Raw genomic sequence first — 16433 nt, forward strand, 5'->3', positions numbered from 1 at the left:
CAGCACCCGGCCGAAGGAGACGCGCCCATGCGAACCGATGACGACAGTTGGGACATCACGGAGAGCGTGGGCGCGACCGCCCTCGGCGTCGCCGCCATCCGCGCCTACGAAAGCGGGCAGGAGGACGCGCTCTTCCAGGACCCGTACGCCGCGAAACTGGTGAGCGCCGTCGGCTCCGACGGCTGGAACAACCTGATGTCCGGGATGCGCAACCTCGGCGACAGCGAGCAGGGCGGCGACGACACCGATCTGCGCGGGTGGTCGATGGGCAGTGTCCTGATCGCCCGCACGATCTACTTCGACGAGTACTTCGCCGCCGCCGTGCGCGCCGGGATCCGGCAGATCGTGATCCTGGCCGCCGGGCTCGACGCCCGCGCCTACCGGCTCGAATGGCCTTCGAGCACGCGGATCTTCGAGCTCGATCAGCCCAAGGTGCTGGCCTTCAAGGCCCGTGCGCTGGCCGACGACGAGCCTGGCGCCGACCGCCGCGAGGTCGCCGTCGACCTGCGGCAGGACTGGCCGAAAGCCTTGCTGGACAAGGGTTTCGAACCGGGGGAGCCGACCGCCTGGCTGGCGGAGGGGCTGCTGCGGTATCTGCCCGGCCACGCCCAGGACAAGCTGCTCGAGCAGGTGGCCGAACTCAGCGCGCCCGGCAGCCGGATCGCGTTGAACCTCGGCACCGACAAGGACATGGCCGATCAGTTCCGGGAACGGCGGGCGAAGGTCATGGCCGACGCGGGCGTCAAGATCGACCTGGAAAACCTGTTCTACCCGTGGGAGGACCGCAAGGACCCCCGCACCTGGTTCGCCATGCACCAGTGGCTGGTCACCGAGGGCGACCCGGTCGCCGTGCTCGAGGACCGCGGCCGTACCGTCCCCGAGACGGCCAAGGCCGGTATGGGCCACCACATTCTGATGACCGCACTCCGACCCCGAGGAGACCACACGCTATGAGCCAGGGCGGCAGCACCAATGAAGGCGCGCTGTGGGGTGGACGCTTCGCGTCCGGGCCCGCCGCGGCGATGGCGGCGCTGAGCAAGTCGACCCACTTCGACTGGGCGCTCGCACCGTACGACATCCGCGCCTCCAAGGCGCACGCGCGCGTGCTGCACAAGGCCGGGCTGCTCTCGGCGAGCGACCTCACCGACATGCTGGCCGGACTCGACCGGCTCGCCGCCGACGTCGCCTCGGGTGCGTTCGCGCCGCAGGACTCCGACGAGGACGTGCACGGCACCCTGGAACGCGGACTCATCGACCGGGTCGGCACCGAACTCGGCGGCCGGCTGCGCGCGGGTCGCTCCCGCAACGACCAGGTCGCCACCCTGTTCCGGATGTGGCTGCGGGATGCGGTGCGCCACATCGCCGCCGGCGTGCTGGACGTGGTGGACGCCATCGTCGCGCAGGCCGCCGCGCACCCCGACGCGGTCATGCCCGGCAAGACCCACCTGCAGGCCGCCCAGCCGGTGCTGCTGGCCCATCACCTGCTCGCGCACGCGCACCCGCTGCTGCGTGACATCGACCGGCTGCGCGACTTCGACAAGCGGGCCGCGGTGTCCCCGTACGGGTCCGGCGCGCTCGCGGGCTCCTCGCTCGGCCTCGATCCCGAGGCCATCGCCGCCGACCTGGACTTCGACGCCGCCGCCGCGAACTCCATCGACGCCACCTCTTCGCGTGACTTCGCCGCCGAGGCCGCCTTCGTGCTGGCCATGATCGCCGTCGACCTGAGCCGCATGGCCGAAGAGGTGATCATCTGGAGCACACCGGAATTCGGCTACATCACCCTGGCCGACGCCTGGTCCACCGGCTCCTCGATCATGCCGCAGAAGAAGAACCCGGACGTCTCGGAGCTGACCCGCGGCAAGGCCGGACGCCTCATCGGCAACCTCACCGGTTTGCTCGCCACGCTCAAGGCGCAGCCGCTGGCCTACAACCGGGACCTGCAGGAAGACAAGGAACCGGTCTTCGATTCGGTGGCCCAGCTCGAACTGCTGCTGCCCGCCATCGCGGGCCTGGTCTCCACCCTGACCTTCCACACCGACCGCATGGCCGAACTGGCGCCCGCGGGCTTCACCCTCGCCACCGATATCGCCGAATGGCTGGTCCGCCAGGGTGTTCCGTTCCGCGTCGCGCACGAGGCCGCGGGCGGCTGCGTCCGGGTGGCCGAGGGCCGCGGCGTCGGACTGGACGAGCTGACCGACGCCGAATTCGCCGCGGTCGACCCGGCCCTGACCCCCGGCGTGCGCGAGGTGCTGACGGTGCAGGGCTCGATCGCCTCCCGCAACGCGCGCGGCGGCACCGCGGGCACCCAGGTCGCCAAGCAGCTCGAAGAGGTGCGCGGCTCGGCCGCCACCCAGCGCGCCTGGCTGAGCTGACCCGCGGTAACGACAACGGCCCGGTACGGTTCCGGTAGGGAACCGCACCGGGCCTTTCGTTGTCCGCGTCGATGATTCAGGCGTCGGCGGGAATCATGACGCGTCGGTGGAGCGCGCCCGTTCGAGTAGTTCGGTGAGTTCCCGGCGCAGTTCGTCGTCGGGTTCGACGGCGGCGGACGCAGCCACCCAGTCCAGGATCTCGGCGGGCGGATGCTCGCCGAACACCGCGCCCACCGCCCGCATACCCATTCGGCGCAGGCGCACGGGGCGTCCACCCAGCGCGATACGGATCAGTGGCCGGGCCGCCTCGAGTTGGCCGGTACCCAGGCGGTTCAGCACGATCTCGAGAATGTGGTCGTCGGTGTTTCCCGGTAGCGGATGATCGGGGTCAGGGCCGGAAGCCATCTCGTCCACGGGCAGGAGTCGGCCCGCCAGGCGCGCGAGGTCGGCGATGTCGGGATCGGGTGCGCGCCCGGCCACCCACGACCAGACATACGGGGACGGTGGAAGCTGCCGAATCCGTTCCATGGCCAATGGGTAGGCGTCTATGCCGACCGCTGTGGAGCAGCTCAGGGCATGGTTGAACGTGAATTCGCCTGCAGGACTGTTCAATACGGATCGGACATGGTCGGACCAGTCGGGGCGTTCGAGTAGCGCCGAATACCGGTGGAGCAGTCGTGAGATATCGGCTGCGGGCCAGTCCGGCTCGGACGGGGGTTCGGTCAGCAGTCGCTGCAGGCTCCGGGCGGCACTGATGAGAGTGAGGGTCGGGGCAGCGTCGGCGAGCAGCTCGCCGAATCGAGCGATCACCGGCAGGGCATCCGGGTAGTCGGTGATATCCGCTGCCGGTCCACCCGTGCAGGCCAACGCGATCAGGATGTCGGCGGCGCCGTCGAGGAGTTCGGCGTCGACGTCCGGCGCGAGCAGGGCGTCGTGGAGCCCACCGGTGGTGGCGGCCAGATGCGCGAGGTACTCGTTCAGCACGCCGTTGCGGAAGCCGCCGCGCAGCAGCCACGCCTTGATCGCGGGATCCTGGGTTCCCTTCAGCCGTTCCACGACGTGGATGCGGCCCCAGCCGTCGACGCGCTGCGCCAGCTCGTGCAGTGCCTGATCGCGGTCGGGCTGGGTATTGGCCAGGGCTACCGCGCAATAGAGGGTCAGGTCCTCCAAACCACCCAGGAGCAGCAGCAAGTCGCGATCGCGGGCGTCGCCGGCTACGCCGAGCATGACGATGCCGAGCGCCACCGCGTCGCGGCGGGTGCCGTGTTCGGTGAGGTCGCGCGCCAGCGTCCGCAGGGATTCGGCGGGCAGGTCGAGCTCGCGTAACTCGCGGACCAGGTCATCGGCCACATCGAGGGCACGGCACTCGGCCAGCCGATCGTGCAGTGCCGCGGTGACCGCCGGGTCGTCCGCCGCTACGGCCTCGGTGACAGCGCTGATCAGCGTGGTCGCGGGTGGTGATTCCGAGGTCGCGGCGCAGTGATGCGTGCGAATGCCGTCCAGCACAATCGAATTCAGGAATTCGCGCGGCCCGTCGGGCGTGTCCGGTAAGGGGCTGCCGCCGCCGGGCCAGGGTACGGAGCCGTGCAGCGCGGTCAGGCTGAGAGCGTGAGCGAGAAGAGTGGTCCGGTTGTCCGCATCGGAGACCGGCCACTGGCCGGGGATCACCGGCAGGGGCGCACGGCGCCCTTTCCATCGAAGAAGATCACGGCGTCACCATAGCGTGGTGTCGCGGCGAGGGACAAGCATTTCTTGCCGGGCCGTTGGGGTTCCGAGACGAAACCCCAACGGGCCGTTGGTCATCCGCGACGATAATTCATGTGCTTCGCCGCGGGCACGGACGCGCGACCGGCGTCGTGCACCTTGCCGTCGCGGTTGTGTTGTTTGCGTTCACCTTTGCCGCGCCGTTCCCGGCGGGACAGTGGACGGTCGGCGGGAGCGTCGACGGTGAACTCCGGTGATGCGGGGATTTCGGGCAGCGAGAAGTGCTCGGGCACAGGTCCTCCTAGGAATATGCGTGACCGACTCACCGGATCGGGGGCCGGTCGGAATCGGGAAGGCCACGGGCGGTCGGGATGATCGACCGCCGGGCGTCAGACGCGAATCGCGCTCAGGAGAAAAGGCACAGCCACATGCCGAGCACTGTAACCACAGGCCCGCACTCGCCGCATCTCATTTAATTTCGGATGTCACGCAGGGCGTGGACGGCGGCGGCGATGCCCTTCTTGTCGTAGCCGGCGGTGGGCAGGGTGGAGCCGTGGGCGTGGCGCACGATGCCGTCGCTGTCGACGAGCACGGTGCCGGACTGCTGCATGGTGCCGAAGACGCGGCGGGTCAGGCCGACCGACTCGTGCGCGCTGCCGGCCGCGGCGGTCAGGACGGGGAACGGGATCCCGCGGTCGGTCTTCCAGGCGTGACCCGCGGTGCGGTCCTCGGGCACCACGATGACGACCCGGATGTTCGCGTCGTCGAATTCGGCGCGGCGTGCGACCAGGTCACGGACGTGCAGGTTGCAGACCGGGCAGGCGGTCGAGCGCATGAAATACAGCAGGGTGCCGCGGACGTCGCGGTCGTCCGACAGTCGCCAGGACTGCCCGGTGGTGTCGACGAGTTCCAGGTTCGGCGCGGCGGATTCGATGGTGAGCATGGCGGAGCGTCCCTTCGGAGGGCTGGAGGCGGGGGGCGAGCGATGGGGGCCGGGCGTCACCGGTGGTGGCCGAGGCCCTCGCGGACGGCGGTCCGGGCGCGATGCAATTGCGATTTCATTGCCGCCGTGCTCAATCCGAGCGCGTCGGCGGTCGCGCGGCCGGGATAGCCCAGGACATCGCGCATGATCAGCACCCGGCGCTGCACCTCCGGCAACGCCGAGATCGCCTGTGCCAGCTCGTCGGCCTCCAGGCGCCGCAGCACCTCGTCCTCCGCGGAGCCGACGACTTCGAGGCCGGCCGATTTGACACCCGGCGCCGTGTCCAGCAGCCGCCGGGCCCGGCGCAGGCACTCGTTGCGGACGATACGGAACATCCAGGAGGCGAGCGCCGTGGTCGCCCGCAGGGTTCCGATCTTGCGGTACAGGATGATCAGCGCTTCCTGCGTGGCGTCCTCGGCGTCGCTGTCGGAGGCGCACAGGTGCTGCGCGAAGCGGCGCACATGCGGGTGCGCGCCGTACACGACCGCGGCGATCGCCTCGCGGTCGCCGTGCTGGGCCGCCGCCACCAGCTGCTCACCGGCCCAGCCGCGTGCCACGTCGTGGTCCTTCGTGTCGATTCGTAGTGTCACCACCATAAGAGCGTCCCCGGCCGGAAAAGGATTCGAATCCGGCCGGGGAAAGTGCGCCCGGGTGTACTTCGACGCGGTGCGCGCTAGCTCAGGGCCTGCCGCACGAGTTCGGTGACGCGGGCCTCGGTGGCGGGCGTCATGCTCTTCAGCGCAAAGTTGACCGGCCACATCTCGCCGTCGTCCAGGTTGGCGGCATCGTTGAAGCCCAGGATGGCGTAGCGGTACTTGAACTTGGCGGCGGGCTGGAAGAAGAGCACGATCTTGCCGTCGCGGGTGTAGGAGGGCATGCCGTACCAGGTCTTCGCGCCGAGCTCGGGGGCGATGGACTTGACCAGGGCGTGCAGGCGCTCGGCGATCGCGCGGTCGGCGTCGTCCATCTCGGCGATCTTGGCCAGCACGTCCTGCTCGCTGTCGGCCTTGGCGGAGCGGGAATTGCCGCGACGGGCAGCGGTCTTCAGTTCCGCGGCATGGGCTTTCATGGCGGCGCGCTCGTCGGCGCTGAAACCGACGGTGGTCTTCTGCTGGGAGGTCTTGGTAGCCATGGCTGGATTCCTTTGCGGGAGAGTGGGAGACGTGTCGCGAGTGGGGGAGGGCTCGGCGCGAGGAGCGGGTCAGCGGTCCTGAACGAGGCCCAGCACGTTGCCGTCGACATCGGTGACGGTGGCGACCAGACGGCCCCCACCCACGTCGTGCGCCGGCTGCTGGACGGTCGCCCCGGCAGCGGTGAGCTCGGCGATCTTGGCCTCGATATCGCCGACGTGCCAGTAGGAGACGGGCGTGGCCGGGCTCTGCGGGCTGCCCGCGGGCACCAGGCCGATGTGCTGGCCCTCGGACTCGAAAGCCACGTAGTACGGGGAGTCGATCTCGGGCTCGAGGCCCAGCAGCGCGGCATACACGGTCTTGGCCGCGGCAAGGTCGGCGACGGGGTGCAGCACGGTCTTGATGCCCAGCGTGGTCATGATTTCTCCTGCTGAAAGGGGGTAGCCGGCGATCCTGTGTGGATTGCGTTCCGCTGAACCCGGTGTGCATCCAGCTTCGCTTCCGAGCCCCCTCACCCACATCCGTGGCGACCACGGAAACCACCACGGAGCGCGACACCGACCCCGCCCGTACCGGCCACGCCGACCGCGTCCCGGCCGCGGATACCGGCGGTCAGCAGGCGGTTTCGACGCACCGCCGATCGCCTCGTGCGGCGACGGGTCAGCAGTGCGGCGTCGCCGACTCCGACAAGGAGGTGATCGTGCATTTCGCGCGCTCCCCGCTCCGCTTCGCGGCGGTGTCGAACGCGGCGACCAGGGCGTCGGCGCGGGCGCGGCCCAGAATCGGGCGGGCTGTCAGAGTGGAACTCACGGTCTGACCCGGGCCGGCGGTGAATCCGCAGGACAGCGGGGCGGTCCCATTGCCGGGCATTTGCAGGACGCCGGAGCAGTCGGGGCGCGGGGTCTCGACGCCGCCGATCGTGAGGGACATCTGATACGACACGAAAATGTCGTCGACGTGCGGTGTGACGCCCGGGAGGGTGATGGACACGAACGGTTGCGGAGTGCTGGTCAGTACGGCGAGGGCGGAACAGGCCGGGCCGCAGGGGGTACTCCAGGAGGTCTCGGCGCTGACCCGGGTCTCGGTGTTGTCGGCGCGGTCGAGCGCGGTCACCGTGGGTCGCAGATCACGGTAGAACTGCGCGACCTCGTCGGCGTTCATCGGGTTCACCAGGACATCGAAATTCGGATCGGTGATGCGCCGGGCGTGGCCGGAGACCAGATAGGTGGTGACGCCACCGCTGGTGACGCCGTCGGCGGACCGACCATCGATGAGGGTGCTCGCACCGAGGGTCACCGGATCCGCCTTGTCCGGGCCGGGGCCCAGACGCCGCCCGAGCCGTTCGGGCTTCAGCTGCGCGGGCACGTCCACGTCCAGGAAGTCCGTTGTCCGTAGCACCTGCTCGTTCTGGTACCAGTCCGCGCTCTCCGGAATGAAGCCGTGCGCGATCCAAGCGTCGCGACCGCCCTGCAGGAAGGCTTTCCCGTCGACCACCAGGTAGGTCAGCGTCTTCCCGAAGCCATAGTCGAAAGTCCCCGAGACGACACCGTCGTTCGTTATCCGCAGGTCCAAACGCGCACTCTTGGCGTCCTTCCCGATGAGGCTGCCGGTGTAGTGCACGCCGGGCGCGTTGATCAGGGCCAGCTGTGCGGACTTCAGATCGTCGCGGGCGGCCGCTTCGGGGGACTTGGTGTGCGGCTTGGTCACCAGCCACGTCGTGACGGCGGCTACCGCCAGCGCGACCACCACCAGCAGGATGGCCCAGGGCCACCATCGCCGCCGGCCTGCCACCACCGTCACGGTCTCCGGCGTGGTCGCCGTCTCGGCCGCGTCGGCCGCCGATCGCTCGGTAGTCATCCCCTACCCCCATTCAGTACAAACCCGTCGTGCAATCCGACCGCAGGACTATATGATTCGGCCCTCCGACCAGCAAACCGGCCGTGCGCCGCGGCGTTCCTCGCGGTCGGTCCGAGCGTCGTTCAGACAGTTATCCTTCGGCTATGACCTTGTTGTTGCTGGCGTTGGCCATCGCGTGTGAGGTGACCGCGACGGTGTCGTTGAAGATTTCCGAGGGGTTCAGCAAGCTGGTGCCCTCGATCATCGTGGTGATCGGGTACGGGGCGGCGTTCTATTTTCTGTCGCAGGCGTTGAAGCGGGGGATGGCGATCGGGGTGGCGTATGGGATCTGGTCGGCGGTGGGGGTGGTGGCGGTGGCCACCATCGGGGCGCTGTTTCTGGACGAGCGGATCACGGCGGTGCAGATCGGGGGGATCGTGTTGGTGATCGCGGGGGTGTTGGCGCTGGAACTCGGTGGGGCGCACTGAGGTTCGCGGGGCGGGGCGTCAGTCCTGGACGCGGACCAGGTATCCCGCGTCGGCGAGGGCGGTGAGGACTTCCTCGCGGTGGGCGGGGCCACGGGTTTCCAGGGTGAGCAGGACCTCCACCTCGTCGATGGCCAGCCAGGGGAAGGTGCGGGAGTGGGCCACGTCGAGGACGCTGGCGCCGGTGCGGCTCAGCTCCGACAGCAGCCGCGACAGGCTGCCGGGGCGATCGGAGATGGTGATGCGGGCCGCCAGGTAGCGGCCGGCCGCGCTGAGACCGTGGCCGATGACGCGGGTCAGCAGCAGGGGGTCGATATTGCCGCCCGAGAGGATGGCGCACACCGGGCCGTCCAGTGCGAGTTCCTCTGCGGCACAGGACATCAGCGCCGCGACACCGGCCGCGCCCGCCGGTTCGACGATCAGCTTGGCCCGCTCCATGCACAGCAGCAGCGCCCTGGACAGGGCGTCCTCGTCGACGGTGACGATGGTGGGTGCGCACTTCACGACGTGCTCGAAGGGCACCTCGCCCGGCAGACCGACCGCGATACCGTCGGCCATGGTGGACATCTGCTCCAACGCGATCGGCTTCCCCGCGGCGAGCGAGGCGGGCCAGGCCGCGGCCTCGGCGGCCTGCACGCCGATCACCCGGACCTCCGGCCGCAACCGCTGCAGCACCGCCGCCACCCCGGCCAGCAGGCCACCGCCGCCCGTCGGCACCAGCACCGTGCCGACATCGGGGAGCTGGTCGAGGATTTCGAGCCCGACCGTCGCCTGCCCGGCCACGATGTCGAGATGATCGAACGGGTGCACCAAGGTCGCCCCGGTCCGCTCGGCGAATTCCTTCGCGGCGGACAGACACTGGTCGACGGTGTCGCCCACCTGGTACACGGTCGCGCCATAGGCCCTGGTGGCCACCAGTTTCGGCAGCGCCGCGCCGACCGGCATGAACACCGTGGAGTCGATGCCCAGCGAGGTCGCCGACCACGCCACCCCCTGCGCGTGATTGCCCGCGCTGGCCGCCACCACGCCGCGCGCCCGCTCGGCCGGAGCCAGATTCGCGATCCGGTTGTAGGCCCCGCGCGGCTTGAACGAGCCGGTGCGCTGGAGGTTCTCGCACTTCAGCCAGACCGGATGCCCGACCCGCTCCGAAAGCACCCGCGAGCCGACCACGGGCGTGCGCCGGATCACCGGTTCGAGCAGGGTCGCCGCGGCTTCGATCCGCGCCATGAGCTCCATGGGCGTCATGTTGCCAGGAATTCACCTCACTCGCCGGGCGGCGCGGCGCACCCGTCGACGATGCTGGGCGGTCTGCGGCCGGTCCGGGAGAACGCGCTGGTCAGAAAAGATATATGGGTCACGCAATGATCCGGAAACCGAAAAGCAATCCACGGGGAACGGCCCGTTCCTACCTTGAGCACACTCATCGGCTTTCGGATCGGATACAACCCCATGACCGACATCGTCACCCCCGCAGCGGCGGGCGCGGAATCAGCAGCGGCGCCGCCGGCTCCAGACTACGACCCCCGGCTCACCAATGACGATCTGGCCCCACTGAAGAAACAGACCTGGGGCTCGTACCACATCTTCGCCTTCTGGATGTCGGATGTGCACAGCGTCGGCGGATACGTCACGGCCGGTAGTCTTTTCGCGCTCGGCCTGGCCGGCTGGCAGGTGCTCGCGGCGCTGCTCATCGGCATCACGATCGTATATTTCCTGTGCAATCTGGTGGCCGCGCCCAGCCAGCGCGCGGGCGTGCCGTACCCGGTCATGTGCCGCAGCGCCTTCGGCGTGAAGGGCGCCAATATCCCCGCCATCATCCGAGGCCTGATCGCGGTGGCCTGGTACGGCATCCAGACCTACCTGGCCTCGGCGGCGCTGATCGTGGTGGCGGTCAAGCTGTTCCCGAGCCTGGCGCCCTACGCCAAATCCGGTGACTACGGCTTCCTGGGCCTGTCGCTGCTGGGCTGGGCCGCCTACCTGGTGCTGTGGGTGGTGCAGGCCGCCGTGTTCTGGCAGGGCATGGAGTCCATCCGCAAGTTCATCGACTTCTGTGGTCCCGCCGTGTATGTCGTGATGTTCTTCCTGTGCGGCTACCTGATCTACAAGGCGGGCTGGGGTTCGATCGATCTGCAATTGGGCGCGGTGAAGTACCACGGCTGGGACGCGCTGCCGGTGGTGCTGGGCGCGATCGCCTTGGTGGTGTCCTACTTCTGCGGTCCCATGCTGAACTTCGGCGACTTCTCCCGCTACAGCAAGTCGATGGCGGCGGTGAAGCGCGGCAACCTGCTCGGGCTGCCGGTCAACTTCCTGGCCTTCTCGCTGCTCGTGGTGATCACCGCGTCGCTGACCCTGCCGGTGTACGGCGAGCTCATCACCGATCCGGTCGAGACCGTCTCGCGCATCGACTCCACCTTCGCGATCGTGCTGGGCGCGTTGACCTTCACCATCGCCACGGTCGGCATCAATATCGTCGCCAACTTCATCTCCCCGGCGTTCGATTTCTCGCATGTGAGCCCGCAGAAGATCAGCTGGCGGATGGGCGGAATGATCGCGGCGGTCGGGTCGGTGCTGATCACGCCGTGGAACCTCTACAGCAACCCCGACGTCATCCACTACACGCTCGAGGTGCTGGGCGCGTTCATCGGCCCGCTGTTCGGGGTGCTGATCGCCGACTACTACCTGGTGCGCAAGCGGACCATCGTGGTCGACGAGCTGTTCACCATGGCCGAGACCGGGAAGTACTGGTACCGGAACGGATTCAACCCGGTCGCGGTGATCGCCACCGTGATCGGCGCGCTCGCGGCGGTGTTCCCGGTGCTGGCCAAGGACGTGTACGGCATGCACACCGCCGCCCAGTACAGCTGGTTCATCGGCTGCGGGCTGGCGCTGGTCATCTACTACGGGCTGGCCACGCGCACCAAGCTGATGGCCGCCGCCTGACCGGCAGCGCCGTCAGCGTAATCCCTGGTAGCGGTGCCGGCCGCTGCCAGGGATTTGCTGTGTCGGTGATAAACACGAGTGCGACAATGTGTTCCGGGTTACATAATCGGCACGGATTCGCGTATTAAAGCGCACACAAATATATTCTGCTTTTCCCAATCGGAATTAAGTAGGGTGGATCCCATGCAGCTCTCCCGGTTCACTGATCTCGGCTTGCGGTCGCTCATGCGGCTGGCGGTCAGTAGTGGGGCCGAGGAGCGTGTCACCGTCAAACTCATTGCGCGACAGGTGAACGCATCCGAGAACTACGTTGCCAAGGCCGTCTCCAAACTCGCCGAACTCGGTTATGTCGAGTCCCAGCGCGGGCGCACAGGCGGAATCTTCCTGACCGATGCGGGAAGAAAAACCACTATCGGCACTATTGTCCGACAGCTCGAATGTGATAACGAGGTCATCGATTGCGCTGGTGATAATCCATGCCCAATCGCGAGTGTCTGCCGTTTGCGGGGTGTTCTCGCCAAGGCGCAGAACGCCTTCTACGCCGAGCTCGATCGGTACGTCATCGCCGATCTGGTGGATCAGCGCACCGTGGATCTGCTGCATATGCCGGTATTCCCGGCAGCCGCACTCATCGATACCTAGGAGACCTCATGAGGCTCGCGCCGGATTCCACACTGCACAACGCCGTCGACCTGGAACCCGAGCATGCCGAAGTGATTCGCGCGACGCTGCCCTTGGTGGCCGCGCACATCGATCAGATCACCTCGCTGTTCTACACCAAGATGTTCGCCGCTCACCCAGAGCTGCTGCGCGACCGCTTCAACCGCGGTAACCAGCACGACGGCGCACAGCAGAAGGCCCTCGCCGCCTCCATCGCCACCTTCGCCACCCACCTCGTCGATCCGAGCCTGCCGCATCCGCGCGAACTGCTGGCCCGCATCGGCCACAAGCACGCCTCGCTCGGTGTCACGGAGCCCGAATACCGGATCGTGCACGAGCATCTGTTCGCCGCCATCGTCGAGGTGCTCGGCGCGGATGTGGTGTCCCCGCAGATCGCAGCGGCCTGGGATCGCGTGTACTGGCTGATGGCAACGACCCTCATCGATTTCGAGCGGGAACTCTACGACGCGGCCGGAGTCGAGCCCGGCGAGGTGTTCCGCGAGACCCGCGTGGTGCGCCGCATCGACGACCCCTCGGGCGTGGCCACTTTCGTGGTCGAGTCCGCCGATCCGGCCCGCCCGCTGCCGGGATTCGAGCCGGGACAGTACATCTCGGTCGGCGCGCGACTGCCCGACGGCGCCCGCCAGCTGCGCCAGTACAGCCTGGTCAACCGCGGTGGCGACGGTCGGCTCGCGTTCACCGTGCGCAAGGTTCTCGCCGAGAACGGCACGCCCGCCGGTGAGGTCTCGAACTGGCTGCACGACACCATCAGCGCGGGCGAGGCCCTCGAGATCACGTTGCCCTTCGGCGATCTCACCCTCGATCGGGCCGCCACCACGCCGGTCGTGCTGATCTCCGCGGGCATCGGCATCACCCCGATGGCCGGCATCTTGGAATACCTGGCCGCCGAAACCCCCACGCGCCGAACGGTCATCCTGCACGCGGACCGCTCCACCACCGCACACCCGCTTCGCGAGACCGTCGCCGACCTCGCCTTCCGCCTGGCCGATGTCTACTCGCGGGCCTGGTATCAGGCCGACGGTCACGGCTTGCTGGATCTGAGCCGGATCGAGCTCCCGGAGAACGCGGACTACTACCTGTGTGGTGGCACCGGCTTCCTGCAGTACGTCCGCGCCCAGCTCATGTCCGCCGGAATCCCTTCGGACCGAGTCCATTTCGAGCTTTTCGCGCCGAATGACTGGCTGCTGGACGAGGATCCGCAGCCCGCCCTCGCCTGACGCGCGGTTTACCCGCGGGCCGCGATGACCGCGAGCACGCCGCTCAGCCACGGGGTGTAGCGACCGGGCTCACTCGCCACATCCTGTGCGAGGGTGTCCGGCCGCACCCAGGCGATGTCGGCCACCTCGTCCGGATTCGGGTGCAGGACCTCGTCGTCCAGCCGGCCGATCACGACGTGGTCGTATTCGAACTCGACGCGGCCGGTGCCCGGGTCGGTGGCCTGGTAGGTGAAGGCCCCCACCTCGGACAGCTCCGCGGCGACGCCGAGTTCCTCCTGCAGCCGCTTGGCCGCGGCCTCGACGACGGCCTGCCCGGGCTCGGGATGCCCGCAGCAGGTGTTGGTCCACAGCATCGGAAAGCGGGTCTTCACCGCGGCCCGCCGCTGCAGCAGCACCCGGCCGGCGGCGTCGAACAGCAGCACCGAGAAGGCTCGGTGCAGCTGTCCGGGCGCGGTGTGCGCCGCCGCCACCGACAACGATCCGTGCGCGCGCCCCTGCTCGTCCACGAGCTCGACGAGCAGGGTTTCACGGTCGGCCACCGGGGTGGCGTCGGATGCGTCGAGGGTGCCGGTCACCTTCCCACCTTATCGGCGGTGATCATCAGGTACTGGAAGCTCCCCTCCTTGTACGAGGTCAGGAACGGTTTCTCGACACCGGTCGCGAGCTCGGAGTGGGTGCGCAGCTCCCAGTACGGGATGGTGTCCGGGGTGAGGTCGGTGACCGCCACCGGGACCAGATTGTTGGCGGCCAGGGCCTTGAAGTACTCGCTGCGCGGGTGGATGTTGCAGCCGTAGTGGGCGTCGATCCAGCTCACCGAGGCCGAGCGGGCGCCGAAGACGTCATTGGAGCAGCCGGTGATGCAGACGTAGCGGCCGCCCGGTTCGAGCAGCCGGGAGAATTCCGCGAACAGCTCGAACAGGTCCACGTACATGGTGGTCTCGTTGGTCCAGATGCCGCGCTTGGACCCGGTCTCGAAGCCGGTGTCGAGCATGTTCTTGAAATGGAACTGCACCTTGTCGGCCACGCCGCGTTCGCGGGCCTGGTCGTTGGCGAAGCCCACCTGGTACTCGGAGATGGTGACGCCGTCCATTCGGCAGCCGAAGCGCTGATTGGCCATGAAACTGGTGCCGCCGCGCCCGGAGCCGCCGTCCATCAGCGCGTCGCCGGGGCGGACGTCGCCGAGCTGGTCGAGCAGTAAGTCGGCCTGGGCGGTCTCGAGCCGGTGCAGTTCCTTGACCAGGCGTTCCTGCCGGGTCTCCTCCGGACCCTCGAGCACGGACAGATCGGGCTCGCCGATGCCGTAGTGATGGTGGTAGAGCCCGTCCACCTCGCCGAGTTTGGTGTTCACCCGGTCGTCGTTGGGGTTGTTGTTCCAATACGACGCGACCGATTTCTGATATTCGGTCTTCAGCACGGCGTCGGTCTGGGGGTGGAGCGCGGTCATGGCAGGTCATCCTCTCGAATGGGTGATATGACGCTGGAAGTACTGCGCACGCGAAATGGAGCTCTTACCTGGAAGAGATGGTGGTTCAGGGGGTTTCGTTGTAGCGGCGGCTGTCCGCGTGCCAGGCCCGGTTGCCGCCCATCCAGGCCCACAGACCGGTCAGGAAGCGGCGCAGTTCCGGGGAACCGGTGGCGGCGAGCGCGCCCGCCTCGGCCTCGAAGCGGTGCACCAGTTCGTCGTGGACCTCGGCGGTGCGCTGCACGGCCTCCCGGCGTGAGCAGTTCTCCTCGGCGGCCAGCACGGTCGGGAGGTTGAACTCCCGTCCGCCCGACAGGTCCTCGCGGGCCATCGAGTAGAGGTCGTTGACCATCTGGCTGGCCAGCGCGGCGGTGGTGACCACCCGTCGCACCCGCGGATCGGCGTACTCCGCGGCCGGCAGCTCGTACCCGCCGACCGCGTCCACCGGGGCCATGCAGGGCAGGAAGCTGTGCGGTTGCCGGTTCAGCAGGTACTCCCAGACCGGCGGCATCCGCCCGGCGGTCCGCCAGCCCGCCTCGGCGCCGAGCGCGATGAACCAGCCCGCGATCTCGGTGCGCAACCGGGCCACCTGGGCCGGGGTGGCGAACTTCGACAGATGCTCGAACGAGGTCCGGAAGGCCCGCAGAATCGGATCGTTCCGCATCGCCTCCTCCACTTCGAGCTGATACCGCGGCGGCAGATGCACCGGATCCATGGCGGCGGCGGCCAATTCGAGGCGCGGCCCCAACTCGGCCTCTGCGCTGGACTCGGTGCCGTCCGGCGCGATATCGCTGGCGTCCTCCTCGCAGTAGTAGTCGTCCACCGACCACTCCGACACCGCGCATTTCGCGGCGGCCAGCAATCGGTCGGAGTCATCGCAGTCCGGATGGGCGAGCATGATCAAACGCCCGAAGTCGGCCTTGCGGAGATCGTCGAGCCGGCCCTCGTAGAGCCCGATCTCCTCGGCCCACGCGATGATCCCGGTGTTCACCGCTTCCGCGAGCGCGGGGTTGTCCCGCACCGGTGGGGGACAGTAGAGGGCCGGGATCACCAGCCGCTGTGCGGCGCGGGTCCGCCGGGTCGAGGCGGTGCCGATGCCGGTGGGGCCGCTCGCGATCGGCCCGCCGCTGCCCGGAGGGACTCCGGTCGGACCGGTGGCCGCCGGGCCGGAAGGTACGGGTGGAAGCGGTGGAATCCGTTCCGTGGCACGGGTTTCCGCAGGCGGAGCGGGAACCCGCCCGGATCCCAGGGCGCGGGGGATCGGACCTCGCGCGTGGGCCGGGGAGGTGGGTGGGCGCGGCGTCGGCACCGCGCCGCCGGCAGGCGACGGCGGACGCGATGCCTGTCCCGCGAGCTCCGTGATCACCTGGGGGGTGGGTAGGTTCACGCGGAGACTCGGGGCCCCGAGGCCGGAGGGGCCGAGCAGCCGTCGGGGGGAGAGCGCCTCGGGTGCGCCGGGATCGGCGACGCCGGGAGATCGATCACCCAGGGCCGCAGCGGCTTCGGCCGCCGCGAGCAGGGTCCTGGGTGCGGTGGTGTCGAGGTTGGTCAGCAGAGCGGCGACGGCCGCCGCCACCTCGTGGGTGGCAGGCGGGGCCGCGGCGCGGGAGAGCACCGACATGGG

Annotated in this window: 17 protein-coding genes; 6 read left to right on the plus strand and 11 right to left on the minus strand. The window is 68.7% G+C overall.

From position 1 onward, the window contains the following. Positions 1 to 27: 27 nt before the first annotated feature. Positions 28 to 954, plus strand: coding sequence for an SAM-dependent methyltransferase (locus ACYVKL_RS04920; protein ID WP_379170766.1), 927 nt, complete (start codon positions 28 to 30; stop codon positions 952 to 954). Continuing rightward, complete coding sequence (gene argH, locus ACYVKL_RS04925; RefSeq protein ID WP_379170764.1) at positions 951 to 2372, plus strand: argininosuccinate lyase; 1422 nt, start codon at positions 951 to 953, stop codon at positions 2370 to 2372. The genes ACYVKL_RS04920 and argH overlap by 4 nt, the downstream gene beginning before the upstream one ends. Positions 2373 to 2465: 93 nt before the next feature. On the opposite strand, the gene ACYVKL_RS04930 is transcribed toward argH, so the two are convergent. The 7 genes from ACYVKL_RS04930 to ACYVKL_RS04960 all read right to left on the minus strand — a co-directional run bounded on the left by ACYVKL_RS04930 (position 2466) and on the right by ACYVKL_RS04960 (position 8045). Further along, entirely contained in the window at positions 2466 to 4040 is a 1575-nt protein-coding gene (locus tag ACYVKL_RS04930) for a hypothetical protein (RefSeq protein ID WP_379170762.1), read from the minus strand. A 131-nt stretch (positions 4041 to 4171) separates the two neighbouring features. After that, complete coding sequence (locus tag ACYVKL_RS04935; protein ID WP_379170760.1) at positions 4172 to 4369, minus strand: hypothetical protein; 198 nt, start codon at positions 4367 to 4369, stop codon at positions 4172 to 4174. 179 nt (positions 4370 to 4548) lie between these two features. Then, on the minus strand, positions 4549 to 5019 hold the full coding sequence (locus ACYVKL_RS04940) for a peroxiredoxin family protein (protein ID WP_379170758.1): 471 nt from the start codon (positions 5017 to 5019) through the stop codon (positions 4549 to 4551). A 56-nt stretch (positions 5020 to 5075) separates the two neighbouring features. Beyond that, positions 5076 to 5615: an RNA polymerase sigma factor gene (locus tag ACYVKL_RS04945; protein ID WP_379170756.1), complete on the minus strand. Its 540-nt coding sequence runs from the start codon at positions 5613 to 5615 to the stop codon at positions 5076 to 5078. A gap of 116 nt (positions 5616 to 5731) precedes the next feature. Further along, positions 5732 to 6190 (minus strand): iron chaperone, encoded by a 459-nt coding sequence (locus tag ACYVKL_RS04950; RefSeq protein WP_379170754.1) that lies wholly within the window; start codon positions 6188 to 6190, stop codon positions 5732 to 5734. A 69-nt stretch (positions 6191 to 6259) separates the two neighbouring features. Beyond that, entirely contained in the window at positions 6260 to 6607 is a 348-nt protein-coding gene (locus ACYVKL_RS04955) for a VOC family protein (RefSeq protein ID WP_379170752.1), read from the minus strand. Between the two features lie 241 nt (positions 6608 to 6848). Then, positions 6849 to 8045 carry a hypothetical protein gene (locus tag ACYVKL_RS04960; RefSeq protein WP_379170750.1) on the minus strand — a complete coding sequence of 399 codons (1197 nt, stop codon included), beginning with the start codon at positions 8043 to 8045 and terminating at the stop codon, positions 6849 to 6851. Between the two features lie 143 nt (positions 8046 to 8188). On the opposite strand from ACYVKL_RS04960, the gene ACYVKL_RS04965 reads away from it, so the two are divergent. Next, positions 8189 to 8512, plus strand: coding sequence for a DMT family transporter (locus ACYVKL_RS04965; protein WP_213554672.1), 324 nt, complete (start codon positions 8189 to 8191; stop codon positions 8510 to 8512). An 18-nt stretch (positions 8513 to 8530) separates the two neighbouring features. Here the strand turns inward: ACYVKL_RS04965 and ilvA are convergent, their stop codons facing one another. After that, complete coding sequence (gene ilvA / locus ACYVKL_RS04970; protein ID WP_379170748.1) at positions 8531 to 9754, minus strand: threonine ammonia-lyase; 1224 nt, start codon at positions 9752 to 9754, stop codon at positions 8531 to 8533. A gap of 204 nt (positions 9755 to 9958) precedes the next feature. On the opposite strand from ilvA, the gene ACYVKL_RS04975 reads away from it, so the two are divergent. The 3 genes from ACYVKL_RS04975 (at position 9959) to ACYVKL_RS04985 (ending at position 13347) form a co-directional block, all read left to right on the plus strand. Further along, the gene (locus tag ACYVKL_RS04975; protein ID WP_379170746.1) at positions 9959 to 11449 is read left to right on the plus strand and encodes an NCS1 family nucleobase:cation symporter-1; all 1491 of its coding nucleotides are present in this window, start codon (positions 9959 to 9961) and stop codon (positions 11447 to 11449) included. A 183-nt stretch (positions 11450 to 11632) separates the two neighbouring features. Next, positions 11633 to 12091, plus strand: coding sequence for an RrF2 family transcriptional regulator (locus tag ACYVKL_RS04980; RefSeq protein WP_357202774.1), 459 nt, complete (start codon positions 11633 to 11635; stop codon positions 12089 to 12091). 8 nt (positions 12092 to 12099) lie between these two features. Beyond that, on the plus strand, positions 12100 to 13347 hold the full coding sequence (locus tag ACYVKL_RS04985) for a globin domain-containing protein (protein ID WP_379170744.1): 1248 nt from the start codon (positions 12100 to 12102) through the stop codon (positions 13345 to 13347). Between the two features lie 8 nt (positions 13348 to 13355). Here ACYVKL_RS04985 and idi read toward each other — a convergent pair whose 3' ends face one another. The 3 genes from idi to ACYVKL_RS05000 form a co-directional block, all read right to left on the minus strand. Next, positions 13356 to 13922, minus strand: a complete 567-nt coding sequence (gene idi / locus ACYVKL_RS04990; RefSeq protein WP_379170742.1) for an isopentenyl-diphosphate Delta-isomerase — start codon at positions 13920 to 13922, stop codon at positions 13356 to 13358. Further along, complete coding sequence (locus ACYVKL_RS04995) at positions 13919 to 14791, minus strand: geranyl diphosphate 2-C-methyltransferase (protein ID WP_357202782.1); 873 nt, start codon at positions 14789 to 14791, stop codon at positions 13919 to 13921. The genes idi and ACYVKL_RS04995 overlap by 4 nt, the downstream gene beginning before the upstream one ends. An 85-nt stretch (positions 14792 to 14876) precedes the next feature. Next, on the minus strand, positions 14877 to 16430 hold the full coding sequence (locus tag ACYVKL_RS05000; protein WP_379170739.1) for a family 2 encapsulin nanocompartment cargo protein terpene cyclase: 1554 nt from the start codon (positions 16428 to 16430) through the stop codon (positions 14877 to 14879). Positions 16431 to 16433: the final 3 nt, after the last annotated feature.

Source organism: Nocardia tengchongensis (assembly GCF_054781395.1).